Source organism: Arthrobacter sp. ISL-48 (assembly GCF_018613805.1).
Lineage (GTDB): Bacteria > Actinomycetota > Actinomycetes > Actinomycetales > Micrococcaceae > Arthrobacter.
Genome location: NZ_JAGGPL010000019.1, coordinates 1 through 25,477, shown reverse-complemented (window position 1 = coordinate 25,477; position 25,477 = coordinate 1). Strand labels below are relative to the sequence as shown.

Sequence of the window (25,477 nt, the reverse complement as noted above, 5' to 3'; positions counted from 1 at the left end):
ACTAAGGAAGCAAGAAACGGATGCCGAGCCCGATCGCAGAACACAACCCAGAAATATTCGATGACGATCGAGAACTCCGGACCCCCAAGATCCGCACTAAAAGAATCCTTGACAGAGTCTTCCTGCAGTCCTATGTTTATTGCAACCGATCTCAGCAACCGATCTCACTGCTCGTCAATGCAACCGATCTCAAAGGAGAGACTCGATGATTAACTGGCTCATTCCCGGACCTTCGGTAGCCCCACATTCAGCAGGCGTCGTTTTGAGTACGGCATGCTCCCGCATCAGCAACCCACCACACAGGAGAGATTCATGATCAAGAAGCGATGGGGCTTGGCACTCGTCACAGCAGTCGTAGCCAGCCTTGCCCTCAGCGGCTGCTCCCCCTCAACTCCGGAATCCGGGGGGCCGGTGACGCTCAATTACTGGGACTTCCTCGATCCCAGCCAGGCGAATCCGCGCTCAAAAGCCCTGAAGGAAAACATTGCCAATTTCGAGGCGGCAAACCCTGACATTAAGATCAATCTCTCGGTGGTTTCTCTGGGCGATATGCTGAACAGGCTGCCGCAGTCAGCAGCGGCCGGTCAGGCGCCGGATGTATTTAAGATGTTCACCCCGCTCGTCCCCCAAATGGCCGGCGCCGGCGTCTACTCGCCGCTGCCTGATGCTGCGTCCAAGGTCACTGACTGGCTTCGCCCCACCGACACTCTCGCTGGACCTGACGGCAAGCAGGTCGCGGTGCCCTATGAATACCGCACCTGCGCGCTGTACTACAACCAGAAGATTCTTTCTCAGATCGGTGCGGCCACTCCAACCACCTACGAGGAAGTCGTCGACGTTGCACGAAAAGCTGCCGCCGCTGGGTTCACCGGGTTCGGAACCGGGTTCTCGGACACTGACAATTCAGCCATCATCAGCACTTTCTTCAACTGCTTCATGACGCAGGTTGATCAGGAAATATGGACTGGGGACGGACAGGCAGATTTTGCGACAAAGAAGGGCGAGGAGTTTGGCAACTTCCTGAGCGCACTCCGGGGCGCGAAGGCTCTGGGTAGCAATGTCGTCTCCGATACGTACGGCACCGTAGCAGACGGCATGGCCAGCGGCACTGTCGCGATGGCGGTCCTCGGCACGGAACGAGCCGTTTCCTTCGCCTCGCAGAACCCGGACCTCAAGTGGACCTCCCTGCCAAAGGCATCTACTGGCGACACTACAGGCACCACCATCGGGTGGACTCTGGGAATAGGCTCCGGAAGCAAGCACACAGAGGCGGCCTGGAAGTTCATCGAGTACATGACCGGTCCCGAAGCCGGCGCAAAGATGGCCACCGGCGGTGAGGTCCCCACACGCGCTGCCACTTATAAGCAGCCATTCTTCTCCACGCCCGAAGCGAAAACGGTGAACGACATCGCCGCCTACGTCAAGAGCAACAGCAAACCCCGCACATACTCCAATAACTGGACCTCGCTGGCCACCGGGCTCTCCCAGGCCGGACAGAAACTGACCCTGAACGGAACTTCGGGCAGCGAATTTATCCGTTCCGCCCAGGATGCGGCCAACAAGAAATAGCCCCCCAACGTCCGTGGGGAGCCTGAGAAATCAGGCTCCCCACGGAAGGGAGAGATAATGTCAACAAACAGCCGGACCCGCACTTCATCTCAGACGGCCACTCCACCCACAGGCATCCAGGCTTCCCGCCGGGCTCGTAAGGACCGCATGGTCTGGTTGTACGTCGTCCCCGTCACTGCCGTGTTCCTCTTTGTCTTTGTTGGACCGCTCATCTACACGGCATGGACGGCGCTTCACGAGACTTCGTATTACCAGATCGGAAAATTCTCCGGTCTGAACTCTTTTACCAAGCTGTTCTCGGACTCCGATCTGCCAGCCCGCATCTGGACAACCCTTGTATTTTCGCTCGGGGCGCTGGTCATTGCATTGCCCGCGGGGCTCTTGTCTGCACTTGTGCTGAACAACCTGCATCGATTCAAGCGCTCAGTCCGCAGTCTCTTCCTGTTGCCGTGGCTCATGTCCCAGGCCACAGCAGGAACAATCTGGCTTTGGTTTCTGAACCCCAATTACGGGCCGGCCTCAGCTATCACCAAATCCCTTGGGTTCGGTCCTACTGATGTCTTCTCGTCCCCGAACAGTGCGCTCGTTGCCGTGACTCTGATGACGGCGTGGTGGTCCTACCCGCAAGCCATGCTTCTCTTTCTCGGCGCCCTACAAACCATTCCAGGGGAATTGTACGAAAGCCTCAAAGTGGACGGCGGGGGCATTCGGCACGCATTTGTCAACATCACGTTGCCTCACCTGCGCAACACCATCGTCTCCGTGGTGGTCGTTCTACTCATGCTCTATGTACAGATGGTCACCATCATCCTGGTGACCACACGAGGTGGTCCCATCGGATCGACCGAGACGCTGTCAATGCGGGTATACAACCAGATGTTCGACAAGTTCGATCTCTCCGGGGCATCAGCAACGGCTATCCTCCTTTTTGCCGTAAACATTGTCCTCACTCTTGTCGCGATTCGCTTCCGACGGAAGGAAAGCCTGTGAGCACCACAACTTCACGTCGTCAAGGCCGCGTCGGCGCGGCCCTTCGGGCGGTTCCGGCCTGGGCATACGTCACCCTCTCAGCCGCGATCGTTCTACCGCCTGTCGCATGGATCGTATCCACCTCGCTGAAAACCGCATCGGACACCCTTGAGTTCCCGCCAAGATGGATTCCGGACCCGATCTCATTCGAGGGCTATGCGGGTCTGCTGACTTCACCGAACATCCGGTTTTTTGTTAACTCCCTCATCTACGCTGGCGGTTCTATCGCCCTCGCGTTGGCGATTTCCATTCCGGCAGCATATGTCGCCACCAGGTACCGAAGCCGCCGCATGGAAACTCTCATGACCGGAATCCTGGTGCTATCGATGGTTCCCGCGATCGTGGTCTTCATCGCCCTGTACTCCATGTTCGTTAAAACAGCCTTAATCAACACCTATCCGATGCTGATCGTCGTCTACACAGCCATCATTTGTGGACAGACCATTCTGTTTCTTCGCAACTTCATCGAGAACATACCCGTCGAAATTGAAGAAGCGGCCGCAATCGATGGCTGCTCCCGGATACAGATCTTGTGGCGAATCATCCTCCCGCTCATCCGTCCCGGCATCGCTGCTGTAGCTATCTTCATCTTCGTATTCGTTTGGAACGACTTCCTTGTAGGCACCGTCCTCGCCACCACAGAAGACATGAAGACCGTCCAGAACGGCATCGTGCGGTATATAACCACTGGCTTCGGTAGCTTCTGGGGACTCTTCGCTGCATTCATCGTCGTTGCTTTCATCCCCGTTCTCTCAATCTTCCTGGCCTTCCAGCGCTGGTTTGTTGCCGGCATGACGTCCGGTGGCGTCAAGGGATAACTACAGCAACAGTTCTGCCGCACTCTCCCAACAACTCAGAAAGCACGCCACATGACCGCTTCCAAGCGGTCATGTGGCGTGCCCTTTCGCGACCAACTCACCGGAACTGCAATCCCTAAACTCTGACAAGCCCCTCAGCCCGCGCCATAAGTACCCGCGGGGGCTGAATGCGCTCGTTCAACACCAACGCCAACGAAGGAGCCTGACCAAAGCACCGCCCGAACGCCCTGCCCACCGGCCAGTGGGCCAATCTTCCCCTCGACGAAGACGGCAAGCTCGCCTCGGGATGGGGCTACGACGACCCTTAAATCGCCGTGTCCGGAGACCGTCTGGAGACCTGGCGCTGGTATGGGCTCGAATTCCGCCACGAAGCCAGCGTCGGCTCCCGCTCTTGGGGGACGGCGAACACCTGTTGAGGCCTGCCGCGACGAAAATGATCGCTGTTGAATCTTCCACCGGCATTGGCGCGGGGCTGATTGACCGTGGCACTCTGCTTCGCGGAATGAAGGGCACTGCTGGACGCCATTGGACACATCCCCATTCAACGCAGCGTAGATTTTCCGTGTATTTGCGGAAACGAGGGGTGTCCCGTTGCCTTGAGGGGCGGACCGGCAATTGCAAAGTCCCTTACGTTGTTGAACTGCCTGGTAACGGCAATCTCGCGGCCATAGGCGCTCTCCGCCACGCCGGCAACGATATTGGGGGAAGTTATTTCGACCTGCATCAGTCTTTTCAACCCCGACTAATCCCAGTCGGTGGTCGGCTCGCCACCGCCAGTGACCACTTGGTCGCCCATATCAAAGAAGTCGTGTACCAAAGGCCGCCCCATTTGCCAGGGAAGGCCTGACCATCGTTTGTTCACTGAACCTCTGAGGGTCGGCGCTGGGCTCGTGGCCACCGAATTCGCCCTCGAGCGAGAGAATCTGTGTGGGCTGCTGCCAAGCGAAACAAAAAGGCAGTTCAAAAAGGTCCTGGGCCTTAAGTCAGGCATCCACTCCAGCTATGAACCCTGTTCGGCTGTTTCGGCAGGCCTTAACCTCACCCGCACTGCTGAGGTTAGGATCATCTGCAGCCCGTAACTCAATGGTTGAACCGCTACGAAGCGGCAGAGTTCATTAGGGACCCGAGCATACGAGAATGCTTCTCAAGGCCGCTGCTACGGCCCCACGAGCAACCAGATCTCACCCCCACACGATGGGATCCAACTGCAACCCGGGCGGCGCACCGCCCGAACGCCCTGCCCACCGGCCAGTGGTACCCAATGTCTTGCGCGAAGCCTGACAGTGCTCCCACCCGGACCATTCCTGCATTTGGTCGGCGACGACGTCGCTGCTCGCGCCCGGGGAGATTCCCTCAGCTACGAAGAGCTTGATCAGGAATCAACAGCCTTCGGGCGGAACACAGGGGCCGTCTGTGTTCCGCCCGAGCGGCTCCCGAACAGGGGCCTCGACCTCGCCGGCAGTCTCATCGTTAAGCTTTGAGGACAAGTCTGCAATCCGCGCCCGTGCAACCTTCCTCGCTATAGGACAGGATTTGGTGCTCCTTGGCGTGCCGGGCGCTGAATGTCGGGCACTCTTGGGAGGGCCCCCGTTAGCCAAACCATCAGGTGGCCCAGCAAGTCCTTGCCTCAGACTTGTCCCATTGGATCGACTTCCCGGCGGAAGTTTCGTTGTTGTCGAGGAGACGCAGGTCTCGTTTGATGACGGCGGCCCTTGCCGGCCGGAACCTTAAAGCCGCGCTCCTGCTTCCATGCGACATGTCCCCTAACTTGCCCAAAATGGTCAGGTGGCGTTTAAACATTCCGAGCATGTTTGCTGGGTGCGGGGTGGCTCAAGACTGGTCGCTTGGCTGCCAGTCTGGCGTCTGAATTAGCTCCACACGGTTGCCGTCTGGATCGAGCATGTAGATCAGCAGGCCTCCTGCAACTGGGCCCGAGGCAGGCGCGACCGGTTCGGACAGAGCCTTATACCCAAGCGCTGTCATTTTGGCGTAGACCTTGCGCACGTCGATATCGGTAAAGGCAAGATGTGCCGTTCCAGGCTGCGCCTCTGAGGGGTTAACGGCGGGTGGCGGATCCTCCACCTGGACCAGTTCCAGGTTGAAGTCCCCGTCACCCGTTGTGAGCATCAGAGCTTTGACCTTGACGTTGGGACGGCCGTAGAGTTCGCCGATGTATGGGCCGGACGTCCACTCTTTCACGCGGGTAAGGCCAAGCCCTTCCACGTAGAACCGAGCGGTGCACTCTATGTCCGTGACGTGCAGGGCAGTGTGATGATGTCGAATTGCAGTTTCCATTTCTCCCACCTAAACATTCCCGAGGGGCTTGAACTGGACAAAAAGAACGGACATATCGTTGTCTCCTCAGTAGGTTGGGACTTCAACTTTGCTTGGGTTGCTGGGTCACAGTAAGGACGTCAGAGCAGCCTTGAGGGGTCGGTGCTGGGTTATGGTTACGCGTGTTCAGAGGCACCGTGCAGGGGTTCAGGTTCCTATTCCCAGGTGTGCTCCGCCGGCCACATCGAGAGACACTCCGGTGATGTAGCGGTTGTCGGGATCGGTCAGAAAAAGGATGGCGCGGGCGACTTCGTCCGGTTCGGCAAAGCGGCGCATCGGCAGTTGCGCTGCCCTCTTCGCCCGGTTGGCAGCCGCATCCGGGCCTGAATCTTTGGCAAACTGCGCCCACATGGGTGTGTTCACCGGGCCTGGTGCGACGGCGTTGACGGAGATGCCCTGAGGCCCGAGTAATTCTGCGAATGACCACATGATATGTAGGACTGCGAGCTTGCTCGCGTTATAGGGCAGGTAGTTCAGGCGTGCTTCTTTGGCCGCGACGGAGGATAAGACCACGATGGCGCCGGCAGTACCGGACTCAAGCATTGACTTTGCTGTCTCTCGTACCATCGAGAACGTTGCAGAGGCATTGATCCTCAGAATGGAGTCGAACTCTTCTGTGGTTGTCTCCATGATGTCCGGTGTGGTGCCGAGCACTCCTGCTGCGTGGACGAGGACGTCGATGCGGCCGAATCTGGCTTTGATGTCCTGGATAACCGTTGCGCATTGTTGCTCGGACGTGATGTCGAGGGGATAGAAGGCCCCCAGCGCCTGGTCCTCCTTGGGGGAACGATCAGCGCCGACGACGACGGCTCCTGCGGCTACGAATGCGCTGACAGCAGCATCGCCGATTCCCCCGCTCGATCCGGTTACCAGAACCACCTGGTCTTTGAGGCTCATCGGTTCTCCCCACTCTGGATGCGGCTGCTCCGCGGTTCTCCTGCGGTCCGGCCGTGGGTTGCTCGCTTCATGTCTAATTCCTTAGTTATGGTTGTTCAGTCGACGGTCAGGTTTTTGGGATGTTGCGGGGAGACCACATCCTCAGCGCGGGAAGGTGCCGCTGCCAGGACTGCATCGGCGATTTCTGTCGCGCGGAGTGCCTGGGCGAATGTGACTGCCGGGGTTCCACCCTTGCAAGACTTCAGCGCCATCTCTGCTGGGCGAAGGAAGAGGTCGGAGGGGTCAAAGGTCTTTACGTACTGGCCGCCCTCACGCTCCCACACGTGAAGGGAGTCGTTGGACCATAACATCCGGCCCTCAGTGACCAGGACGTCGATGGTGAGGCTCCAGTCGCCCTGATTGAGTCCTTGAGGCTCCTGCCAGGGAGACCAGTAGCTCTGCATGGTGAATATGACGCCCTCAGGAAATTCGAGGGTGCAGACGACGTGCTCCGGCACCGGCGACCCAAAGAGGTTGCTGCTGGCGCTGGTGGCCAGTACTTTCGGGTCGCCGTTGAACCATGATGAGACTAATTCGATGGCGTGAATGCCATTCACTACAGCGACGCCGCCCTCTTTCGGGTCAGCGCGCCATGAGTGGACGTTCTGTTTGTGGGCGACGGAACGGACAGACACGGCGATCACGTCCTTGTTCCTGATCCATTGAGAGACCAGTGCGGCGGCGGGATGGTGGTGGAGCGTATACCCAACCATGAGTCTCCCGTGCACCCGGAAGCGGCAGCCAGGACGGCAGCACCTTCGGCATCTGCGGCCACCGGCTTTTCAGTCAACACTCGGAATCCCCTGTTTAGCAGATCTGCGCATATGACCGGTTGCATCGTGGTGGGCAGTGCAACGACTACCAGGTCAAGGTGTTCGGGATGGAGATCCGCTGTACTGGGCACCAACTGTGCGCCGAGCTCCTGAGCGAGGGCGAGGCCGCGCTCGTCCTTCTCCGCAAGGATGGAGACCTTGGCACCTGCCGCGGCGAATGCCCGGGCGTGCCGTGACCCGGCCCAGCCGGCCGCTCCCACGACGGCGACGCGCGGGGCATGTGCCGTCACGGTCATGATGTCGGGCCGCCGAAGATGCTGCCAGGGACGAAGCAGGTGACCATAAAGTCCCTCCCTTGAGATCGGTGACGTTCTTTTAGTGTCAGTGAGATCGATTGCTGAGATCGGTTGCAATAAACATAGGGTCGCAAAAAGGGTCTGTCAAGGATCTACGTGGTTCAGGTCTTCCCGGGCCCGGCGGTCTCGGCTGTCAGCGAAACTGATTTCAGTCTGTCTATCTGCTGCAGTCAGGCTCTGCATCAGTTTCTTGCTTCTTTGGCGTCTGGCTGTACCACCAGGAAGGCGTCTTCGAGCAAGCGCGGCTTGTTGACCATCATCGCTCCTGCCGAAAGCACCAGGAGCCACGCTCCGAGCATGCCGAACGAGGGCAGCCAGCCGTCCCCCGGATGATGCAGGAGACCAAAAAAGAACGGGCCAACGCTTGCAAGGGCGTAACCGACTCCCTGGGCGAACCCCGATAGGATCCCTGAGCCGGATTGCGTTCGTGTTCGCTTATTGATCATCGTGAACGCGAAGGCGTACGCGCCTTGGCCAAGTCCGGCTATGACGACCCAGACCGCTGCAGAGCGTGGTGGAGCAAAGAGGATGCCTCCGTAACCGATGGCGAATGCGAGGACAAACAGGATTGCAACGGGTAGCGGGCGAGGCATTCTCACTACTACCAGAGGCGCAATCAAGGCGACAGGCACGGTAAGGATTGAATAGAGCGCCAGCATTGATCCAGCGGTTTCCTGACTCATTCCTCTGTCGATAAGGACAACCGGAAGCCAACTGAGCGCCGCAAAAGTATTGCTTGAGCAACCCGCGAAGATCAGTGCTGCACCCCAGCCAATTGATGATCTCCAGGGTTTGATCGGGTTCGTAGGGAGAGATGGCCTATCGTTGGCTGGTGATGTCTTGGAGCGGGCAACAGTGCGCTTGCCTGCAAGAACAATCAGCCAAGGCATCGCAGCGGCCACGCTGAGGGCCGCCCAAATGCCGATGGAGAACCGCCAGCCATAAGGATCGCTCAAGGGTATGGCGAATTGGGCGGCCATGGCCGTGCTGGCGCCCAGGAGGGTTATGTGGAGCGCTGCGAGGATCCCGGTTTTGTCGGGAAAGTACTTCATCAGCAGAGGCGGAATCACGACATTGACCACGCCGATCCCGAGCATGGCGATCCAGGTGAACAGCAAAAAGGCCGGGATGTTCCATCCCAGTGCGCGGCCGACCTGACCAAGTGTTGTCAGCAACATCGCAACCAGTAGCAGGTGTTCCAGCTGGATACGCCGGAGGAGCGGCGGAGCCAGGAAGCCCATCACTGCGAAGCCGGCGGTCGGCAGCATCCCAAGGATCCCTGTCGTCACCGCGTCGAGGGGAAGGTCCTCGCTTATGGGACCAAGGAGCGGGGACACCGCCGAAACCGCTTCTCTGGCGCTGAACGCGACCAGCAGGATGCCGGCGAGCGCGGTGAGCCGGCCGCGGAACGGTTGTCTCCCCGCTCCCCCCATGTATGGGCTGCCCTGACGGAGGCGAAGTCGAGCCATGTTGGCACCTCCTATTTTCCGCAGGTTTGTTCAGGCCACGGTTCCACAGTGCGCGCATCAAGGACTGGAAGTGCAGTTGAGAATGGGCGAGCTCGGTTGGTTGTTAGCTTCCGTTTACTGCGTGGCTGGCCCATTCCCGGCCGGCTTGCTCTTCTGTCGGCAAACCGGCGGCAGCGAGAATCCGGTCGAGCAGGCGTTGGGTATGGACAGCTTCCCGGCCTGAGGTAAGTGGCTGCGCCCTGTCAGCAACCCGGTCCAGAAAATGATGAACGGCCGCCGAGAACCCCAAGGTTTCGGTGGCTGTAGCCCAACCGTACGCCTCGGCGCTCAGTTCCCGCGAGGTGGTGACGCCTTTGATAGTGGTCGAAACCGTCTCCGGCGCCCTGACTTCGACGGTCTTTCCGTCGCCGTAGGCGTCCAGTTTTTCGTTCCATGCTCCTGCCGTACGGGCTGCCATCAGGACGCCCGTGTTCCCGGTACTGAAGCGGATAGTTGCTGCGACGCCGTCTTCTTCCCAAGGGTCATCACCGGCGGCGTGGGCGGCGACGTCCTCCGGTTCGCCGCCGCAGTACCAGCGGAGGAGATCGACCATGTGAATGGCGTTCTCGAATGTCGCACGGTATTCCGATCCAGGGCGATTCTTCTGGGCAACGCAGAAGGTGGCGCCTTTGGCACCAAAGACTTCCCGACCGGCCGTATAGACCGGCGCATAGCGGCGGTTGAAGTCCACCATCAGGATGCGGCCCCGCTCGTCGGCGAGATCTGCAAGACGTTCTGCTTCATCGGTTGCCGGAGCCAACGGCTTTTCGCAGAACACGTCGACGTCACGGTTCAGGCACAGCTGGACGGCATGGGCGTGCTCGGACCGCGGCGTGAGGACGAAAACTGCATCCAGCTCCTGCGAATCCAGCATGTCCTCCACCGTTTTGTAGGCGGCGTTGAAGCCCCAGCGCCGGACCAGATTGCCTGGATCCTCACGCCGGGACACCAGAGCGGCCAACTCGACATCATCGCGTTGGACGAGAGTGGGCAATTGGGCAATCGTAGCGATATTGCCCGCGCCGACAACTCCGACGCGCAGACGGTTGGTGGTCATCAGACGTTCCTCACTTCAGAGAGCATTGAGCGTAGGACGGCGGCGGATTCGCGGAATCCGTCCTCGGGCGCGGGGAGGTCTTGCGGGTGCCAACGGTACTCGAGTTCGATGCTCAGCACGTCGTCGTAGCCATGCTGCAGCAACGCGGCGAGGATGTCCGACCATGGAACGACGCCGCTTCCCACGACGCGGGATCGGACGGCTCGCTCGGAAGCGTTGACTCGGGCTGTTTCCGTGGCGCGGAAGGCCGCGTTGGGATCCGTGAAGACGAGGTCCTTCACGTGAACGTGACCGATCAGGTCACCTTGAACTGCGAGGGCCTGTTCGTACGTTTCGTCGTGCGTGAATGTCAGGTTCGCCTGGTCATAGAGAACGCGGACGGCCGGATGGGCAATTTCCCGGACAAGGGCAGCGGTGTCTGCCGCGGTCTGGGTCATGGTGCCGAAGTGGTTTTCCACGCAAAGGCGAACGCCGGCCTGGCCGGCTTCGGGCGCGAGGGCCTCCAGCGCCTTACGCAGTTTGCCCCAACGCGCGGCGTGATGGTTGTCCCCAGGGTGCCACGAACCAGCATAGACACGGACCCGGTCAGCGCCCAGCAGGTGTGCGGTTTCTATGGCGCCGCGGAATTCATCGACTGCTGTGCGCCATTCCGCGTCATCCAGCGAGTTGATGGCGGTCGTGTAAGGCGTCAGACCTACGATGGGTATCCCTGCGGTTTCGGCGGCTTTCATTGCCTCTATCGCGGCACGCCGGTCGCCTAATGGCAATCCTGATTTGTAGTCATTCTGGTAGATGACTTCGGCGGCATCGAGCCCTGCGGCTCGGAATAGATCAAGTGCTTGGGGAACCGTGTGGTCCGGGGTGCCTAGTGTGTGACCGGCTAGCCGCATTGTTTATGTCCTTTCTGAAGTGTTTGGAGGTGCTGCCCAGTCCGCGGGACCGACCAGCCGGGGCGGGGCTGCGACGCGGGATCGATCCACGATTTCCATCAGCAATCCCCAAGGGGTGATGAAGTATGTCCAGCGATTGCCGGCTACTCGGGGGCTGTCGCCGGCGACTTCTTTGCGCTCACCGAGCACGCGTACTCCAGGTGTTGCCTGCAGTACTGCGATCGCCTCGTCGACGTCGTCCACGACGAAGCACAGGTGGTGGCCGCCGGCGTCGCAGTGCCGCGGCGGGGTATCACGCCGCTCAGCGCTGCTCCATTCGAAAAGCTCGATGTTGAGGTTTGGTGGCAGGCGCAACATTGCGAGCGTGAGCTTGGCATCTGCCGGGACTTCGAAGTTTGTGGGCATGAATTCTTCGTCGGGCCCGCGTTCGGAGCGGTAGAGCTCCTCAGCTCCGAGGACTTCGACGAAGAAGCGGATGCCTTCCTCTAGGTTTGGCACTGTCAGGCCGACGTGGTCTGTGTGCTGGAGCCCTGGCAGACGCCGGAGCGTTGATTCCTGTCCCCTGGTCATTTGCGTGGTCCAGAGGTGGAGCCGCGGACCAGAAGTTCAGGTTCGAGGACGATGTGGTCCACGGAACCGTCAATGTTCTGCTTCTCAGCCAGTTCGATGGCGATGTGTCCCATGTCGGCGATCGGCTGGCGAACCGTGGTCAGAGGAGGGTTGAACCGGGCGCCGAGAGCGAGACCGTCGAAGCCGATGACCGACACGTCCTCCGGTACCCGTACGCCACGTTGGCCGAGTGCCGAGATGACCGCAAAGGCCACCATGTCATTGGCCGCGATGATTGCCGTTGGAGGATTGTCGATCTCGAGGTAATGTTCTGCCCCGCGCGTGCCCGCATCCAGATCCGACCCGCTGTCCAGCACGACAGGTGCAATGCCGCTCTCGGCGGACAGCTCCAAATAGGCGTCCATCCGGTCCTGGGCGGTGTGCGTTCCGGCGATGCCGGATACGTAGCCGATCGAGGTGTGCCCCAGAGAGTGCAGGTGCTCCAAAGCGATCTTGATTCCGCGGCGGCTGTCGACGGTGACCGTTGGGACGGCATCGTCCCCTTCAACCCGGTCGATCACCACGACCTTGTGGCCGAAGTCGAAGCGTTTCATGGCCTCGGTATCGACCTTTGTGGACGGCGCGACGATGCCAAAGGGGGCATACATGGCCTGCATGGCGGTGAAGTATCCGTCGGTTTTGGCCGGGTCCCCGTTGGTGACGCAGAGCAGTAGCTGGTATCCGCGGTCGTCAGCTGCCTGGGTCATCGTCTTGGCAAGTTCTGCAAAGAACGGGTTCGTGATGTCAGGGACGATCAGCGGGATAAAGGTGCTGGTCTTTCGGCGAAGCGCCTGGGCGAGTGGACTCATCGTGTAGCCGAGTCCCTCGGCGACCCGGAGGATGTGCTCGCGTGTTTCACTCTTCACCGCCTCAGGGCGTGAGAACGCCCGGGAGACCGTTGACCGATGGACACCGGCAGCTTTTGCAACGACGTCGATACTCAGATCAGGCATGTTCTCTTCCTCCGTGCTGGTCGTCATAGGCCTGCCAAATGGGGCGCATGACATTTTCGAGCTGGGCCAGCGTCGGCAGGCCCCGGAATCCATCATCCAGCGTCCGGGCGACGCTCCGCACGAACGGATCGTAAAGAGGGTCGCTATCCACATTGATCTTGTCGACCTCCGTGGTGCCATCCAATGCCGTGAACGTAGCTGTACCGTCCGAATCAACAGAGGCGAATCCTGCCTCACCGACCGAGGTAAAGCTGCAGTAGCGCTTGAGCGGCGAGCCAGGGAATGCGTAGCCAACTTCCACGATGGCTTCGCGACCGTCCGGTGTCGTGATGATGAGGCTGGCATGATCCTCAACAGCCTGGCTGTGAAGAACCGATGAGAGCCGGGAGTCCACATGTGCTGCAGTCTCGCCACTGCCCCTGAGGAACAGATCGACAAAATGCGGACCCAGATTGGCCAGGCAACCCCCGCCCGCCTTGAGCGGGTCGAGCATCCAGGGATTGGCATTGTCGAGATACCGGGATGGTGGACCAGCAATAAATGAGGTTCGCTGGTAAGCGGGCCGTCCTGCCTTGGCAAGCCATTGATCTGTGGGTCCGCCGCGCTGAACCAGGGGGACAGTGGCAGGCACGCCAGCTGCCTCGGCCGCCTGACGCACGGCAGAAAGCTCGTCAAGGGAAGTGCCCAATGGCTTTTCCACGACGAACGGAATACCGCGCGCGATCAGGGCGAGACACTTTTCAGCCATCCCCTCATGGGGGCCGAAGACATATGCGAGTCCGACGTCGGGGAGATCAACCAGCTTCTGCCAGTCGGCTTCAACCGGCGCCCCCCAGCCTTCGGCCAGCTCCTGCACCTGCACGCGGGATACGTCGTCGTCACTGACTCCGATCACCTCGTGCTCTTCGGCAATGGCCGGCGCGCAGAGCGGAACATGCCAATGGGAAGCACCAAGAATGATTGTGCGTGTGTGAGTCAACCGCAATACCCCCTTGTATGAGATCGATTGCTGAGATCGGTTGCAATAACACTATGGATGGTGGGAGAGTTTGTCAACGACAACCAAACACCAGCAAGGGTCGGGCAGCTCAAGAAGTAAGAGATACCCGGCCAGAGAGAGGCCAACATGTACAAGAAACTTCGCACCCTGCAAACTATCGACGAGTCCGGGGCCGTCCTTATCGTGCGGCTGGAGAGCGCGGAGATTGCCGAGCGCGTTGCGGAAGCTGCCATCGCAGGCGGTTTCCGGGCCCTCGAGATTACACTTTCCATTCCAGGCGCTGTCGACGTGATCCGTCGGCTCGCCGCCAAACACGGCTCAACCGGCGTGGCAATCGGTGCCGGAACAGTGCTGGACGAGCACTCAGCGTACGAATGCATTCGGGCCGGCGCTCAGTTCCTGGTCAGTCCTCAGCTGAACCCCGCGATGATCCGTACCGCGAACCGATACCAGGTGCCGACAATCAGCGGCGCCTATACACCCACTGAGCTTGTTAACTCCGCCGAGGCAGGCGCCGACATCCTCAAGCTCTTCCCCACCGAAGCCGGCGGCATCCCTTACGCGAAATCAGTCCTCGCCCCGCTCGCACATCTGCCGATCATGCCGGCTGGCGGCGTAACCGTAGAGAACGTGGGCGAATGGTTCGCGGCTGGCGTGGCGGGCGTCGGCGTAGGCAGCTACGTGACGAAAGCATGGCAATCCGATGGCGACTTCTCCCGCGTCACCGAGGCCGCCAAGGAGTTCCTGTCAGCTGTGGCAGAGGCCCGCCAATGACGGCCCCCAAAGTCTTCATTGTCATCGGTCCTGCCGGCTCAGGGAAAACAACGGTTGCCCAGCAAACAGCACAAGAGTACGGGGCTGCGTACCTGGACAAGGACCGGGTCAGTGGCCGCTTCGTCGAATTCGCGCTGACCGCTACCGGGCATGCTCCCACCGACCGCGAATCCAACGACTACTATCGCGACAATTTGCTGCCCCTTGAGTACGAGACTCTCATGGATGTGGCGGGGATAAACCTGCGTCTCGGCCGGTCAGTGGTCCTTGATGCTCCCTTTGGAGCCTATTTCGGAGACCCAGACTACCTGAGTCGTGTGGCAGAAGAATTCCAATGGCCGTCGCCCGCGATCACCGTCATACGGGTCCGGGTACCTCAAGACCTTCTACGTACGCGGCTCACCCGCCGCGGACTGGAGCGAGACCAGTGGAAACTTGCCCACTGGGATGACTACTGGTCGGTATATGGCAGCCTGGAGTGCGCTTGGTCCGGAGTGAATTTCCAAGACTTCAACAATGAGGCGCCCCTTCCGGTCGATTGACGTGAACCGCGTCGGGCGATTAGTGGCAGCGAGTCGGAGGCCTACCTTCGATATCTGCGCCGCGAGCACAAGACGTTGACAAGGATCACATTTCATCCGTATCGTTGCTTGCAACCGATCTCAGCAACCGATCTCATTAATTAAGAATGAGGAGGCTGAATCAGCTTCTTTCCCACTGCAAGTCAGGCAGCGCCTATGCGTTGCGCCGGTTCTTGGCCTTGGCAGTCAGTTGTCCCGTCCAGCCGAGTTGCAGCCGGGCGAGACCCGCACACCGTTTCAGGTGTCCGGGAATATTCCAATACGCCTCCTCAGTACACGTGAAAATATGGAGAGTTCAATGAAGACCTCACAAGACGCCCTCGCCGGCCCGGGCCTTTCCGATCGTCTCAAGGCGCCCGCTCGTAGCCTCCGCAACATCGTGGCAGGCACGATCGGCCACTTCGTGGAGTGGTACGACTGGTACATTTACGGGCTGCTAGCAGCGGTGTTCTCATCACAGATATTTCCAAGTGATTCCCCGTTCGCCTCCTTGATCGCGGCACTGCTCACCTACGCGGTCGGGTTTGTTGTACGCCCCCTGAGCGGCATCATCGTCTCTCCACTGGCCGACCGTTTCGGCCGACGGCTCATCCTGACGCTGTCCGTCTCCGGGATGGCGCTCGGCTCGCTCATCATCGGCCTCACGCCTTCCTTTGCGACCATCGGCTATGCCGCGCCTGTTCTCTTTCTGGTTGCACGTATTATCCAGGGCATTTCGGCCGGCAGCGAGGGCCAGAGCGCTATTGCGTTCATGGTCGAACACGCTCCCGCGAACCGCAGGGGCCTGTTCGGTTCGTTCACCAACATGGCAAGCGGCCTGGCGACCCTCGCAGCGACCGGCGCCGCGGCGATGGTGACATCATCCTTTTCGCCCGCCGACCTCGCCGCCTGGGGCTGGCGCATCCCATTCGTCGTGGGAGGCATCCTCGGCATCGTCGGCCTGCTCCTGAGGGCACGCGCAGAAGAGACCCCTGAGTTTGAGGCAGAGTCCCTCGTCGATCAAAAGTCCGCCGCGGCCCGCCTCATGGACCTGCTTCGCGAACACCCGAAGGCGCTGCTGCAGGCAGCAGCGCTCTCTGCCCCGGCTGTGGCCTACTACACCTGGGCTACTTTCCTTCCCACCTACGCAAAGCTGACCACCGGCCGCGACCTGTCCTCCACCCTTGCCGGGAGCGTTATCGGGCTGGCCCTGCTTGTGATCATCGTGCCGGTCTGCGGCGCGCTCTCTGATCGACTCGGCCGACGCAAAATCTTTCCCATTATCGGCGCCATCGGCATGATCGTTCTCTTCTACCCCATGCTCCTGCTGCTGAACCAGCCGGGCTTTTGGGTATACGTTCTGGTATCGGCGTCCGGATGGGTTGTTCTCGGCATCTGGCAGTCGGTCTATCCGACCATCCAGGCCGAGCTGTTCCCAGCATCCGTCCGTGTATCGGGCATCGGCTTTGCACACCAGATCGTGATTGCCGTCTTCGGTGGTACCGCGCCCCTGATCGCCGCCGCATTCGTCGGCGCCGGACAGCCGATGCTCGTCGCGGTCTACATGATCGCCATTGTCGCCCTCAGCCTTATCGTCTATTTCACCCTCCCGGAGACCGGCAGCCGCGCCGCCCGGGCCACCGTAGCTCCCGCCGACCCCGAGGTACTCGAAGGCGAACGCCTGCTCCTCAGCACTCCGCGGTCCGCCGAAGAACCGACGCGTTCCCGGTAGGCACGCTGGTACCAAGTAAGCCGTGCTGGCTCGACCAGGCAAGAAGAGGTGGTGTCCGCCGAGGTCTCGTCGAGCCGCCCGGCGCGCGCCTGCGATCCCGTACGCAGGATCATAATTCAGATTGCGTAAGTGAATAGTCTTTTTCCATAAGCGAAGAATAGAGAGGATGCCTTCAAATGAACCAAATGATTATTAATACATTTTCCTATTTATGGTCATCTACGGCCATTGATGCAATAGCTGAATTGGTCGACAGCGGGTATAACACTTTTGAAGTTCCGATCAGCTCGCCACATTGCTGGCCGGACGAACTATCCGGCCCGGAGCGTTCGGCAACTCATGCAAGACTCAATGAATACGGCGCAAAAATCAGGTCACTGAACGCCGGCGGATATGACATCAACCTGGCCAGCCCTGGTGCTAACATGCGTCGCAAAAGCATCGAGCACATCAAATCGGTGATTGACTTGGCCGCAGCCTGGGAGGTCCCCGAAGTCGTGATATCCCCCGGTACAAGACGCCCGATGATCTCACCTTCACTTGAAAAGACCTACGGGTGGATGTACGAGAGCCTAGAGAATCTCATCCCGCTGGCCAAACAGGCCGGTACGCGACTGCTCTTCGAAAACACCCCCTATTGCTTCACGCCCACCATCCAGGACTTGGCAGGAGTCGTAAGCACGATCAACGACGACTCAGTCAAGATCGTGTACGACGTCGCCAACGCTGCCTACATAGGCGAGGATCCCGTAGAAAGCCTGCTCTCCCATCACGAATCCATTGGATTGGTACACATTTCTGATACAGGCACTGACACTTGGGGCCACGATCCGATCGGCACCGGAGTGATCGACTGGAACGGACTGGGCAAAGCTGTCAGGGAAACGTGCGGTGTCAACAACGTCGTCCTTGAGATCATTCGCGAGGAGAACCCCGTGCAAGAATTCGAGAAGGCGATGCATGATCTCAAAAATCGCGGCTGGGAACTAGGCAATTAACTCCCGGGTTGAACGCCGCGCCCCATCAACCGATGGTTGTTAGAAAACAATGAAATCGGCTTCCTTTGCGAATTGAACTGCAAATCGATCCGTGTTTCGCAGCCCATGATTTACTACCTCATTTTGGTAGTCAAAAATGATTCCCACGTGAATCCCTGTAAAAGGAGTGTATGCAATGAGAGCTTTGGTCAGTGGCGGAAGTAGCGGCATAGGCGCGTCTACATGCCTGAGACTCGCAGAGGCGGCTCTTGCACGTGGCGTGCACCCGATGATTGCCGTGTGTGGACACGAATCGAACAGCAGCCAAGAGCAAGTTGTTCGTTCAATCCAGTCAATGGGAGGTACCGCCATAGCATTGACGGGCGACCTCGGTAATCCCGAGGTGCCAAGTCAACTAGTAGAAGCTGCGGTAGCCGAATTCGGTGGCCTGGACGCGTTGGTAGCGAACGCTGGAATCGCCAACCCGGGCGCAATCTGTGACCTATCCATTGAGGACTGGGACGGCATGTTCTCCGTTAACCTCCGCGGCCCGTGGCTTCTTGCCAAAGCAAGCTACCCGCATTTGAGGCAGAGCCGCGGTTCCGCCTGTTTTACCTCTTCAATGTCTGGCCAGCTACCACATGCCGGATCAGGTGCTTACAGCCCCAGCAAGGCCGCCTTGACGATGCTGGCCCAAACACTTGCGCTGGAATGGGCACCTGAAGGAATTCGTGTAAATGTGGTATCCCCGGGTATGACGCATACGCGGATGACTGAAAAAATGTATGAAGATCCCCAGATCAAAAAGGCAAGAGAAGACATTATCCCGTTGTCAAGAATTGGAGATCCCATGGACATTGCGAACGTGATCGAATTTCTTGTAAGCCCGCTATCGGGTTATGTCACCGGGCAAGACATCTGTGTCGATGGTGGCTTCTCTAAGTCCATTCTTAGCCATATTCCTGGTCGACCCAGCTCTAAATCCTGAGGCCAGACCTGTACCGGCCCCGTTACCTTTTTCGTAGCCCTGGTCCTGTTGCAGGATGAAGGGTGTGTTGGCCGGTCGGTCCCGGCATGGTTTCTGCCCCCAGTCATCAATGAGCCGGGGGGTGTTGTCACCGGGACCGGCTTGGCGGCAGCTGATCGCTGATAGAGGCACGACGACGGGTCCTTCGTAACGTGGATGCCGACTCCTGCCGCCGTTGACCAGCCAGCACACGACAGGGGACGCACGAACGAGGGAGCGGGTATGGCGGTGATTCTGGATCAGCAGGACATTGAAGTTTTCATCGGCCTGGACGTCGGCAAATCTGGCCACCACGCCGTGGCACTGGACCGGGCGGGCAAGAAGCTGTTCGACAAGGCCCTGCCCAACGACGAAGCCCGACTGCGGGAGATCCTCAGTTCCCTGTCCGGGCATGGGAAAGTCCTGCTCGTCGTGGACCAGCCGGCCACCATCGGGGCACTCCCGGTCGCGGTCGCCCAGGCCTCCGGCGCAGCGGTGGGTTACCTGCCGGGCCTGGCCATGCGCCGGATCGCTGATCTCCATCCTGGTCAGGCCAAGACCGATGCCCGGGACGCGGCGATCATTGCAGAAGCCGCCCGGACCATGCCGCACACGCTACGGAGCATCGCCGTGGATGACGAGACTCTGGCCGAACCCGGTGTCCTCTGTGGTTTCGATGACGACCTCGCCGCCCAGATCACGGCAACGTCCAACCGCATCCGCGGCCTGCTGACCCAGATCCACCCAGCCTTGGAGCGGGCGCTTGGCCCGCACCTGGACCACCCAGCGGTGGCCGATCTACTCACCCGCTATCCGACCCCGGCAACACTGAAGACGGCCGGCCGCGGACACTTCCGGGCCCGGCTGAGGAAACACGCCCCACGCGCCGCCGAACGCCTCACCGAAGCAGTCTTCGCTGCTCTTAGCCAGCAGTCCGTGGTGGTCGTGGGCACCAGCGCGGCCGGGATCGTCCTGCCGAGACTGGCCGAGCAGCTTCTGGCCCTGCGCCACCAGCGGGACGACATCGCCGCCCGGGTCGAGGCCCTCGTGGAGGCCCACCCTCTTCACAAGGTCCTGACCTCGATGCCCGGCGTCGGGGTCAGGACCTGCGCACGAATCCTCACAGAAGTCACCGGCAAACACTTCGCCAGCGCCGCCCACCTGGCCTCCTACGCCGGGATCGCCCCCGTCACAAGACGTTCGGGAACCTCCATCCGCGGCGAACACACCAGCCGGAGAGGAAACAAGAAACTCAAACGCGCCCTGTTTCTCTCCGCCTTCGCGGCCCTTCACCACCCGCCGTCGCGGGCCTACTACGACCGCAAACGAGCCGAAGGGAAACGCCACAACCAGGCACTCATAGCCCTCGCACGCCGACGCTCAGACGTCCTCTTCGCCATGCTCCGCGACGGAACGCTCTACCAAGACCCCGAACCGAGAACGCTGCCCTCAGCCGCTTGACGAAAACCATAGAGGCACGTTACCTACTTCTTAGTAGCCCCTTAACGAGTAAGACACTCCTGTCCTCGAGGGACTGTCCGATAAACGGTGTGTAGGCTCCGGCGGTTTTCATTAGTGGATAGTTCTTTCGAACCGGCCGGCGAAGGTAATAGCGAACGCGTTTAGTGCTGGCTTCCACCTCATCACCCAGCGTGCCCGACTGCCACCGGTTGGATCAAGGGACCTGGTGACGAGGTACAGGCATTTCAGGGCGGCGGTTTCGTTCGGGAAGTGCCAGCGGGCCCTTACTGCCCTTCGGTAGCGGGCGTTGATCGATTCAATCGCGTTCGTCGTGCAGATCACCCGGCGGATCTCCACGTCGTACTCCAGGAATGGCACAAACTCAGCCCAGGAGGACTCCCAAAGCCGCACGATTGCCGGATATCGCTGGCCCCATTCGGCAGTGAACTCGGCGAACCGGTCCTTTGCCGCTTTCTCGGACGGGGCCGTGTAGACGGGCTTGAGTGCCTTGACGATGCCGTCGCGGTGCTGGCGCCCGGCGTATCGGAAGCTGTTGCGGATCAAGTACACGATGCACTGCTGCACCACCGTTCGCTCCCACGTGGTCGTGATCGCTTCCGGCAGGCCCTTGAGCCCATCGCAGACGGCGATCAAGACATCCTCCACACCCCGGTTCTTCAGCTCGGAGAATACCTGCAGCCAGAACCGTGCACCCTCGCCACCGTCGCCGGCCCAGATGCCCAGAATCTCCCGCTCCCCGTTTGTGGTGACCCCCATGACGACATAGAACGCGGTGTTACGCACCTGCCCGTCACGAACCTTGACCACGACCGCATCAACGAACAGCACCGGATAGATCGGATCCAAAGGCCGGGCCGACCATTCGGCCAGTTCCCCAGTGACCTTCTCCGTGATGCGGCTGATGGTGTCTTTAGAGACCCTGGCCGTATAGACCTCCTCGAAGTGCGCGGCGATTTCCCCCGTGGTGAGCCCCCGGGCAGAGAGCGAGAGCACGATCTGGTCGATCCCGTCCAGACGCCGTTTCCGCTTAGGCACGATCACCGGCTCGAACGAGCCGTCCCGATCCCGCGGCACCTCGATCTCGACCGGCCCGATCTCGGTTAGCACGGTCTTTGATCTGGTGCCGTTGCGCATGTTGGCTGCGAGCGGTCTCTGGCCATGCTCGTGCCCGAGGTGCTCGGTCAGCTCGGCTTCCAGCGCGGTCTCCAGCACATTCCTCGTGAGCTGGTTCAATAGCCCACCGGGGCCCACCAGACTCACGCCCTGTTCCTTGGCCTGCGCGAGCAACTGCTCCGCAAGCTCCTTCTGATCGATGGTCTCTCCCGTCACAGGATCGATCATCACACCTGCTATTGCGGTCGTGGACTCTGACACGGCCATCTCCTTTCGGATCAGGCCGGACCCCACACACCGTTATTCAGACAGTCCCGTCCTCGACTATTGACCCGCGCAAACAGTTGCTGCTTGTGACGGAGGCTACGTTGAAAGTGGTTTGGACATTGAAACAAGACCAAATCCTTGCTCGGGGATTGGTTAAACCACCACTATCTGAAGCATCACACTTAAGGCAACATCAATGCACGCTGCTGAATTGACGGTTTGGGCTTGGTGTCATGGAGTCGGCAGCGCCAAAGTCACGCAAGTACCTCTCTTAGAGGCCACTTGTTCACAGCCGTCGAAACCTTACGACCCAAGGAGACCACCTGACCTACAAATGGAGCCAGCGGGGCGCGTAAGCCGATTCTGACGGTGGCCCGCAGCCGCCGTCGTCAGAGTGCACGGAGTTGGTTTCTTGGTGCTTGTACCAGCAGAGCGTCAAAACTTCACGTTTCGAGCTCAGCGCCCACCGAGGCGGCCAAGTATTCACGACCTCGAGAGAAGATCTCGACCACCTTGAGAAGAAGAAAGGGTGTTTCACCATGACCCATCCACAGGTAGCTGCAACCGAACTCGAACTGGTGGATCTCGACCACTGGGGAATGATGACCAGCGACGAAGACTTGGCGAACACGTTGCCGAGCCGGGACATTGCCACTTACGAGTTATCAGAAAACGACACGGTATCCGAGTACCACCTGACGTCCGAGTCGCTTCCTCAGGACGGCGTTCCTGCCGGGAAGTACTACCACTTCAGGTGGACCAGTCACACCGTATATCCGGGCGTCACCAGCAGCGTCTATCTGTACCTGCCCCACGGCGCTGAAGAGGCTGAATCGGTCAACCTGATGGTCTGCCTGGACGGCCTGGAGTACGCCGGAGAGAAGTGCCGGGCCACCACGGTGCTGGACAACCTCGTGCACACAGGCGAAATCCCCATGACCGTTGGCCTCTTCCACAACCCGGGCGAGACCGGACCTGGCTACCCAATCTATGGCGGGAGCACCAACCGTGCTGTCGAGTACGACACAGTGAGCGAGGACTTCGCCCGCTACCTCGTGGAGGAGCTTTTTCCTGTCATCCGGACCAAAGTCAGGCTCACGGACGACCCCAGGGGCCGCGTCATCAGCGGCTTCAGCTCCGGCGGCGCCGGCGCCTTCACCGCTGCCTTCCACCGCCCGGACGAGTTCGGAAACGTGATCTCTCACTGCGGCAGCTTCATCAACATCCGCGGTGCGCACAACCTGCCCAGCATGGTCCGGCGCACCCCACGCAAGCCAATCCGCGTCTGGCACCAATCGGGCACGCGCGACGTCGACATCATCTACGGCAACATCCCCATCGCCAACCACGACCTCGACGCCGCCCTGAAGTACCGCCGCTACGATTCCATGTTCGTATTCGGCAGCGCCGGACACACCCTCGGGCACGCCGGCGCGGTGTTCCCCGAGACACTCCGATGGATCTTCCGAGACCAGATTGAAGACAAATGACAGTGGATACCAAGGCACAGGAATTGAGCAGTGTAATGAACGCTGAGATGGACGCCACGGCGTCTGTGCAGGTGGATTTTGATGTCCCAGCGCGGATGCGGGACGGTGTCGTGCTGCGGGCTGACGTCTACCGGCCTTCCGGGGTAGGGCCCTGGCCTACCTTGGTCGTGCGCACTCCTTACAATAAGGGCGGCGCCGCTGACAATGTCTGGAATGGTTTCTCTCCGACCGAAGTGGCCCGAAGCGGGTTCATCATGGTCATCCAGGATGTCCGTGGACGTTATGCGTCGGACGGTGTCTGGGAACCGTTGCGCCACGAGGGTCCTGACGGCTTCGACACGATTGCCTGGGCCGCCCAGCTCGCCGGCTCCAACGGCCGGGTCGGCATGGTCGGTGGCAGTTACTGCGGGAACACACAATGGCAGGCCGCGATCCAGCAGCCGCCCGCGTTGAAGGCGATCACTCCCCTGATGACATGGACGGATCCGAGTGAAGCCCTGGTCGCCCGGGGTGGTGCAACCCAAATATCGGTCATTACGTCGTGGTCTCTGGCTGCCGGGTTCGACTGGTTGTCACGTCAGAGACTGACTGACAAGGAGATGACCGACCGCGTCGCCTCCTTGGTTGAAGACTTCGATGGTCTCGAGTCAGACGGCTTCTGGGGACTACCAATCACGGACCTCCCCGTGCTGCGACGGTACGGTACGCCCGTGTTCGTGGAGCCCGGCGCAGCCACTGATGTGGATGCCACGCAGCACATGCGCGTGCGCGGGAGCCACCCGCGTGTCCAGGTCCCGAGCCTGCACAGTGGAGGCTGGTACGACAGCTGCCTGCAGGGAACCATCGACAACTTCACAGCAATGCGCGACCTCGGGCGGGAGTCACGGCTGATCATCGGCCCATGGACCCACGAAGACTTCGGCAACCGGATCGGCGCGCAAGATTTCGGAATTATGTCCAGCCGGAACGCGGGGGCCCATCCGAATGGGAGCTGGAGCGATGAGGTACTGGCGTTTCTCCGCCGCCACCTCACCGATGATGCACCTGCAATTACCTCAGCGCCGGTGCGTATATTCGTCATGGGACTCAACCAATGGCGCGACGAGGACGCCTGGCCCCTCCAGCGCTCACGCGACGTGCGCTGGAACCTGCACCCCGGTGGTGGCCTTGGCGCAGCGGAACTGCCCCTCGGGGCGGAACCCAGTGAGATCGACTACGACCCTGCCGACCCGGTCCCCACGCATGGCGGGACCCTCGGCGTCGGCCCCGGACGGGGACCAATTGACCAAACATTGGTTGAGTCACGACCTGACGTGCTCACCTTCACCTCCGCGGTCCTTGAGGAAAACCTGGAAGTAACAGGACGGATCCGTGTACGCCTGCACGTGCAGAGCACAGCACCCTCGACTGACTGGGTCGCCCGCCTGTGCGATGTGGACCCTGACGGGCGGTCTCTAAACCTGACCGATGGAATCCTCCGCATAGACAGCGGTGCAGACGAGGCTCAGGAGATCGAGATCGATCTTTGGTCAACAAGCAACGTGTTCCTGGCGGGACACAGGATCAGGGTGCAAGTCACCAACAGTTGCTTCCCGCGGTGGGACCGGAACCTGAACACGGGTGACCAAAGGGGGACGGAGTTCGTCACCGCGCATCAGCGGCTCTACCACGACGCCAGCCGTCCGTCGTATATCGAGCTGCCTGTGGTCCCGGAGGAAGAGGAGCGAGCTTCAGGCACCTAGATGTACTGTCCCGGCAGGTTGGTGACACGGGGATTGATTTGACGCAATAAGAGGACCTCCGGGTGTTGTGTGGTGCTTGTCAAGAGCGAACGCAAACCAGGAGGTCCTCGTGTCCCACCGTAACGCGTTTTTGGCGTATTCGGGTCGTTTGCAGCTGGCGCGCTGCATCGTGGTTGATGGGTGGCCGTTGCGTCGTGCCGCCGAAAGATTTCATGTCTCGGTCCCGACCGCGGTGCGCTGGTCACGCCGCTACCGGGAACTGGGCGAAGCCGGGCTGGAGGACCGTCGGAGCCGGCCCCTGAGCTGCCCTTACCAGACCCGGATACGCACGGAGCGGCGGGTGCTGGGACTGCGGGTGAACCGGCGCTGGGGCCCGGCCCGGATCGCTTACCACCTGCACCTGAATGTCTCCACGGTCCACCGCATCCTGACCCGCTACCTCTGCCCGCCGCTGCGCTTCACCGACCCGGCCACCGGGATCAGGGGACTGCCCCCGGTTCTG

24 protein-coding genes and 1 pseudogene are annotated in these 25,477 nt (G+C 60.3%); 14 read left to right on the top strand and 11 right to left on the bottom strand.

From position 1 onward, the window contains the following. Positions 1 to 312 precede the first annotated feature (312 nt). The 5 genes and pseudogenes from J7E83_RS16780 (at position 313) to J7E83_RS21620 (ending at position 4,263) form a co-directional block, all read left to right on the top strand. A complete protein-coding gene (locus tag J7E83_RS16780; RefSeq protein ID WP_251043985.1) occupies positions 313 to 1,569 on the top strand; it encodes an ABC transporter substrate-binding protein in 1,257 nt (418 codons plus the stop codon). 147 nt (positions 1,570 to 1,716) lie between these two features. Then, positions 1,717 to 2,559: a carbohydrate ABC transporter permease gene (locus tag J7E83_RS16775; RefSeq protein WP_214964536.1), complete on the top strand. Its 843-nt coding sequence runs from the start codon at positions 1,717 to 1,719 to the stop codon at positions 2,557 to 2,559. Next, complete coding sequence (locus J7E83_RS21255) at positions 2,556 to 3,416, top strand: carbohydrate ABC transporter permease (protein ID WP_214964534.1); 861 nt, start codon at positions 2,556 to 2,558, stop codon at positions 3,414 to 3,416. Before J7E83_RS16775 ends, J7E83_RS21255 begins: the two co-directional genes overlap by 4 nt. 227 nt (positions 3,417 to 3,643) lie before the next feature. Beyond that, positions 3,644 to 3,814, top strand: a pseudogene (locus J7E83_RS21250) (sugar phosphate isomerase/epimerase); the annotation flags it as partial. 35 nt (positions 3,815 to 3,849) lie between these two features. Continuing rightward, complete coding sequence (locus J7E83_RS21620) at positions 3,850 to 4,263, top strand: ROK family protein (RefSeq protein ID WP_214964532.1); 414 nt, start codon at positions 3,850 to 3,852, stop codon at positions 4,261 to 4,263. Positions 4,264 to 5,246: 983 nt separating this feature from the next. Here the strand turns inward: J7E83_RS21620 and J7E83_RS16760 are convergent. From J7E83_RS16760 to J7E83_RS16720, 10 genes are all read right to left on the bottom strand, one after another. Next, positions 5,247 to 5,711 (bottom strand): VOC family protein, encoded by a 465-nt coding sequence (locus J7E83_RS16760; RefSeq protein ID WP_214964530.1) that lies wholly within the window; start codon positions 5,709 to 5,711, stop codon positions 5,247 to 5,249. 186 nt (positions 5,712 to 5,897) lie between these two features. After that, positions 5,898 to 6,647 (bottom strand): SDR family NAD(P)-dependent oxidoreductase, encoded by a 750-nt coding sequence (locus J7E83_RS16755; RefSeq protein ID WP_214964529.1) that lies wholly within the window; start codon positions 6,645 to 6,647, stop codon positions 5,898 to 5,900. A 95-nt stretch (positions 6,648 to 6,742) separates the two neighbouring features. Beyond that, positions 6,743 to 7,330: a Gfo/Idh/MocA family oxidoreductase gene (locus tag J7E83_RS21245; RefSeq protein WP_311379737.1), complete on the bottom strand. Its 588-nt coding sequence runs from the start codon at positions 7,328 to 7,330 to the stop codon at positions 6,743 to 6,745. Then, a complete protein-coding gene (locus tag J7E83_RS21240; protein ID WP_311379736.1) occupies positions 7,327 to 7,749 on the bottom strand; it encodes a Gfo/Idh/MocA family oxidoreductase in 423 nt (140 codons plus the stop codon). The genes J7E83_RS21245 and J7E83_RS21240 overlap by 4 nt, the downstream gene beginning before the upstream one ends. Positions 7,750 to 7,997: 248 nt before the next feature. Beyond that, positions 7,998 to 9,284, bottom strand: a complete 1,287-nt coding sequence (locus J7E83_RS16745; protein WP_251043982.1) for a CynX/NimT family MFS transporter — start codon at positions 9,282 to 9,284, stop codon at positions 7,998 to 8,000. Positions 9,285 to 9,387: 103 nt separating this feature from the next. Further along, positions 9,388 to 10,380, bottom strand: a complete 993-nt coding sequence (locus tag J7E83_RS16740) for a Gfo/Idh/MocA family protein (protein ID WP_214964527.1) — start codon at positions 10,378 to 10,380, stop codon at positions 9,388 to 9,390. After that, positions 10,380 to 11,270 (bottom strand): sugar phosphate isomerase/epimerase, encoded by an 891-nt coding sequence (locus J7E83_RS16735; RefSeq protein ID WP_214964525.1) that lies wholly within the window; start codon positions 11,268 to 11,270, stop codon positions 10,380 to 10,382. Before J7E83_RS16735 ends, J7E83_RS16740 begins: the two co-directional genes overlap by 1 nt. A gap of 3 nt (positions 11,271 to 11,273) precedes the next feature. Beyond that, complete coding sequence (locus J7E83_RS16730; RefSeq protein ID WP_214964523.1) at positions 11,274 to 11,840, bottom strand: VOC family protein; 567 nt, start codon at positions 11,838 to 11,840, stop codon at positions 11,274 to 11,276. After that, positions 11,837 to 12,832, bottom strand: a complete 996-nt coding sequence (locus J7E83_RS16725) for a LacI family DNA-binding transcriptional regulator (protein WP_214964521.1) — start codon at positions 12,830 to 12,832, stop codon at positions 11,837 to 11,839. The genes J7E83_RS16730 and J7E83_RS16725 overlap by 4 nt, the downstream gene beginning before the upstream one ends. Then, complete coding sequence (locus J7E83_RS16720; protein ID WP_214964519.1) at positions 12,825 to 13,811, bottom strand: Gfo/Idh/MocA family protein; 987 nt, start codon at positions 13,809 to 13,811, stop codon at positions 12,825 to 12,827. The genes J7E83_RS16725 and J7E83_RS16720 overlap by 8 nt, the downstream gene beginning before the upstream one ends. Positions 13,812 to 13,958: 147 nt before the next feature. On the opposite strand from J7E83_RS16720, the gene J7E83_RS16715 reads away from it, so the two are divergent. The 6 genes from J7E83_RS16715 to J7E83_RS16690 all read left to right on the top strand — a co-directional run bounded on the left by J7E83_RS16715 (position 13,959) and on the right by J7E83_RS16690 (position 20,342). Then, positions 13,959 to 14,606: a bifunctional 4-hydroxy-2-oxoglutarate aldolase/2-dehydro-3-deoxy-phosphogluconate aldolase gene (locus J7E83_RS16715; RefSeq protein ID WP_214964517.1), complete on the top strand. Its 648-nt coding sequence runs from the start codon at positions 13,959 to 13,961 to the stop codon at positions 14,604 to 14,606. Next, the gene (locus tag J7E83_RS16710) at positions 14,603 to 15,148 is read left to right on the top strand and encodes an ATP-binding protein (protein ID WP_214964515.1); all 546 of its coding nucleotides are present in this window, start codon (positions 14,603 to 14,605) and stop codon (positions 15,146 to 15,148) included. Before J7E83_RS16715 ends, J7E83_RS16710 begins: the two co-directional genes overlap by 4 nt. 337 nt (positions 15,149 to 15,485) lie before the next feature. Continuing rightward, a complete protein-coding gene (locus tag J7E83_RS16705; RefSeq protein ID WP_214964513.1) occupies positions 15,486 to 16,898 on the top strand; it encodes an MFS transporter in 1,413 nt (470 codons plus the stop codon). Between the two features lie 176 nt (positions 16,899 to 17,074). Next, positions 17,075 to 17,896 (top strand): sugar phosphate isomerase/epimerase, encoded by an 822-nt coding sequence (locus tag J7E83_RS16700; protein ID WP_214964511.1) that lies wholly within the window; start codon positions 17,075 to 17,077, stop codon positions 17,894 to 17,896. Between the two features lie 175 nt (positions 17,897 to 18,071). Then, the gene (locus J7E83_RS16695; protein WP_214964509.1) at positions 18,072 to 18,863 is read left to right on the top strand and encodes an SDR family NAD(P)-dependent oxidoreductase; all 792 of its coding nucleotides are present in this window, start codon (positions 18,072 to 18,074) and stop codon (positions 18,861 to 18,863) included. A gap of 261 nt (positions 18,864 to 19,124) precedes the next feature. Continuing rightward, positions 19,125 to 20,342 carry an IS110 family transposase gene (locus tag J7E83_RS16690; RefSeq protein WP_214964507.1) on the top strand — a complete coding sequence of 406 codons (1,218 nt, stop codon included), beginning with the start codon at positions 19,125 to 19,127 and terminating at the stop codon, positions 20,340 to 20,342. Positions 20,343 to 20,453: 111 nt separating this feature from the next. On the opposite strand, the gene J7E83_RS16685 is transcribed toward J7E83_RS16690, so the two are convergent. Further along, positions 20,454 to 21,704: an IS256 family transposase gene (locus tag J7E83_RS16685; RefSeq protein ID WP_214964579.1), complete on the bottom strand. Its 1,251-nt coding sequence runs from the start codon at positions 21,702 to 21,704 to the stop codon at positions 20,454 to 20,456. A 578-nt stretch (positions 21,705 to 22,282) separates the two neighbouring features. Here J7E83_RS16685 and J7E83_RS16680 point away from each other — a divergent pair. The 3 genes from J7E83_RS16680 to J7E83_RS16670 all read left to right on the top strand — a co-directional run. Then, positions 22,283 to 23,233 carry an esterase family protein gene (locus J7E83_RS16680; RefSeq protein WP_214964498.1) on the top strand — a complete coding sequence of 317 codons (951 nt, stop codon included), beginning with the start codon at positions 22,283 to 22,285 and terminating at the stop codon, positions 23,231 to 23,233. Positions 23,234 to 23,268: 35 nt separating this feature from the next. Next, positions 23,269 to 24,975 carry a CocE/NonD family hydrolase gene (locus tag J7E83_RS16675; RefSeq protein ID WP_214964490.1) on the top strand — a complete coding sequence of 569 codons (1,707 nt, stop codon included), beginning with the start codon at positions 23,269 to 23,271 and terminating at the stop codon, positions 24,973 to 24,975. 109 nt (positions 24,976 to 25,084) lie between these two features. Next, positions 25,085 to 25,477 (top strand): helix-turn-helix domain-containing protein (locus J7E83_RS16670; RefSeq protein WP_214964488.1); only part of this gene is annotated, 393 nt, incomplete at its 3' end.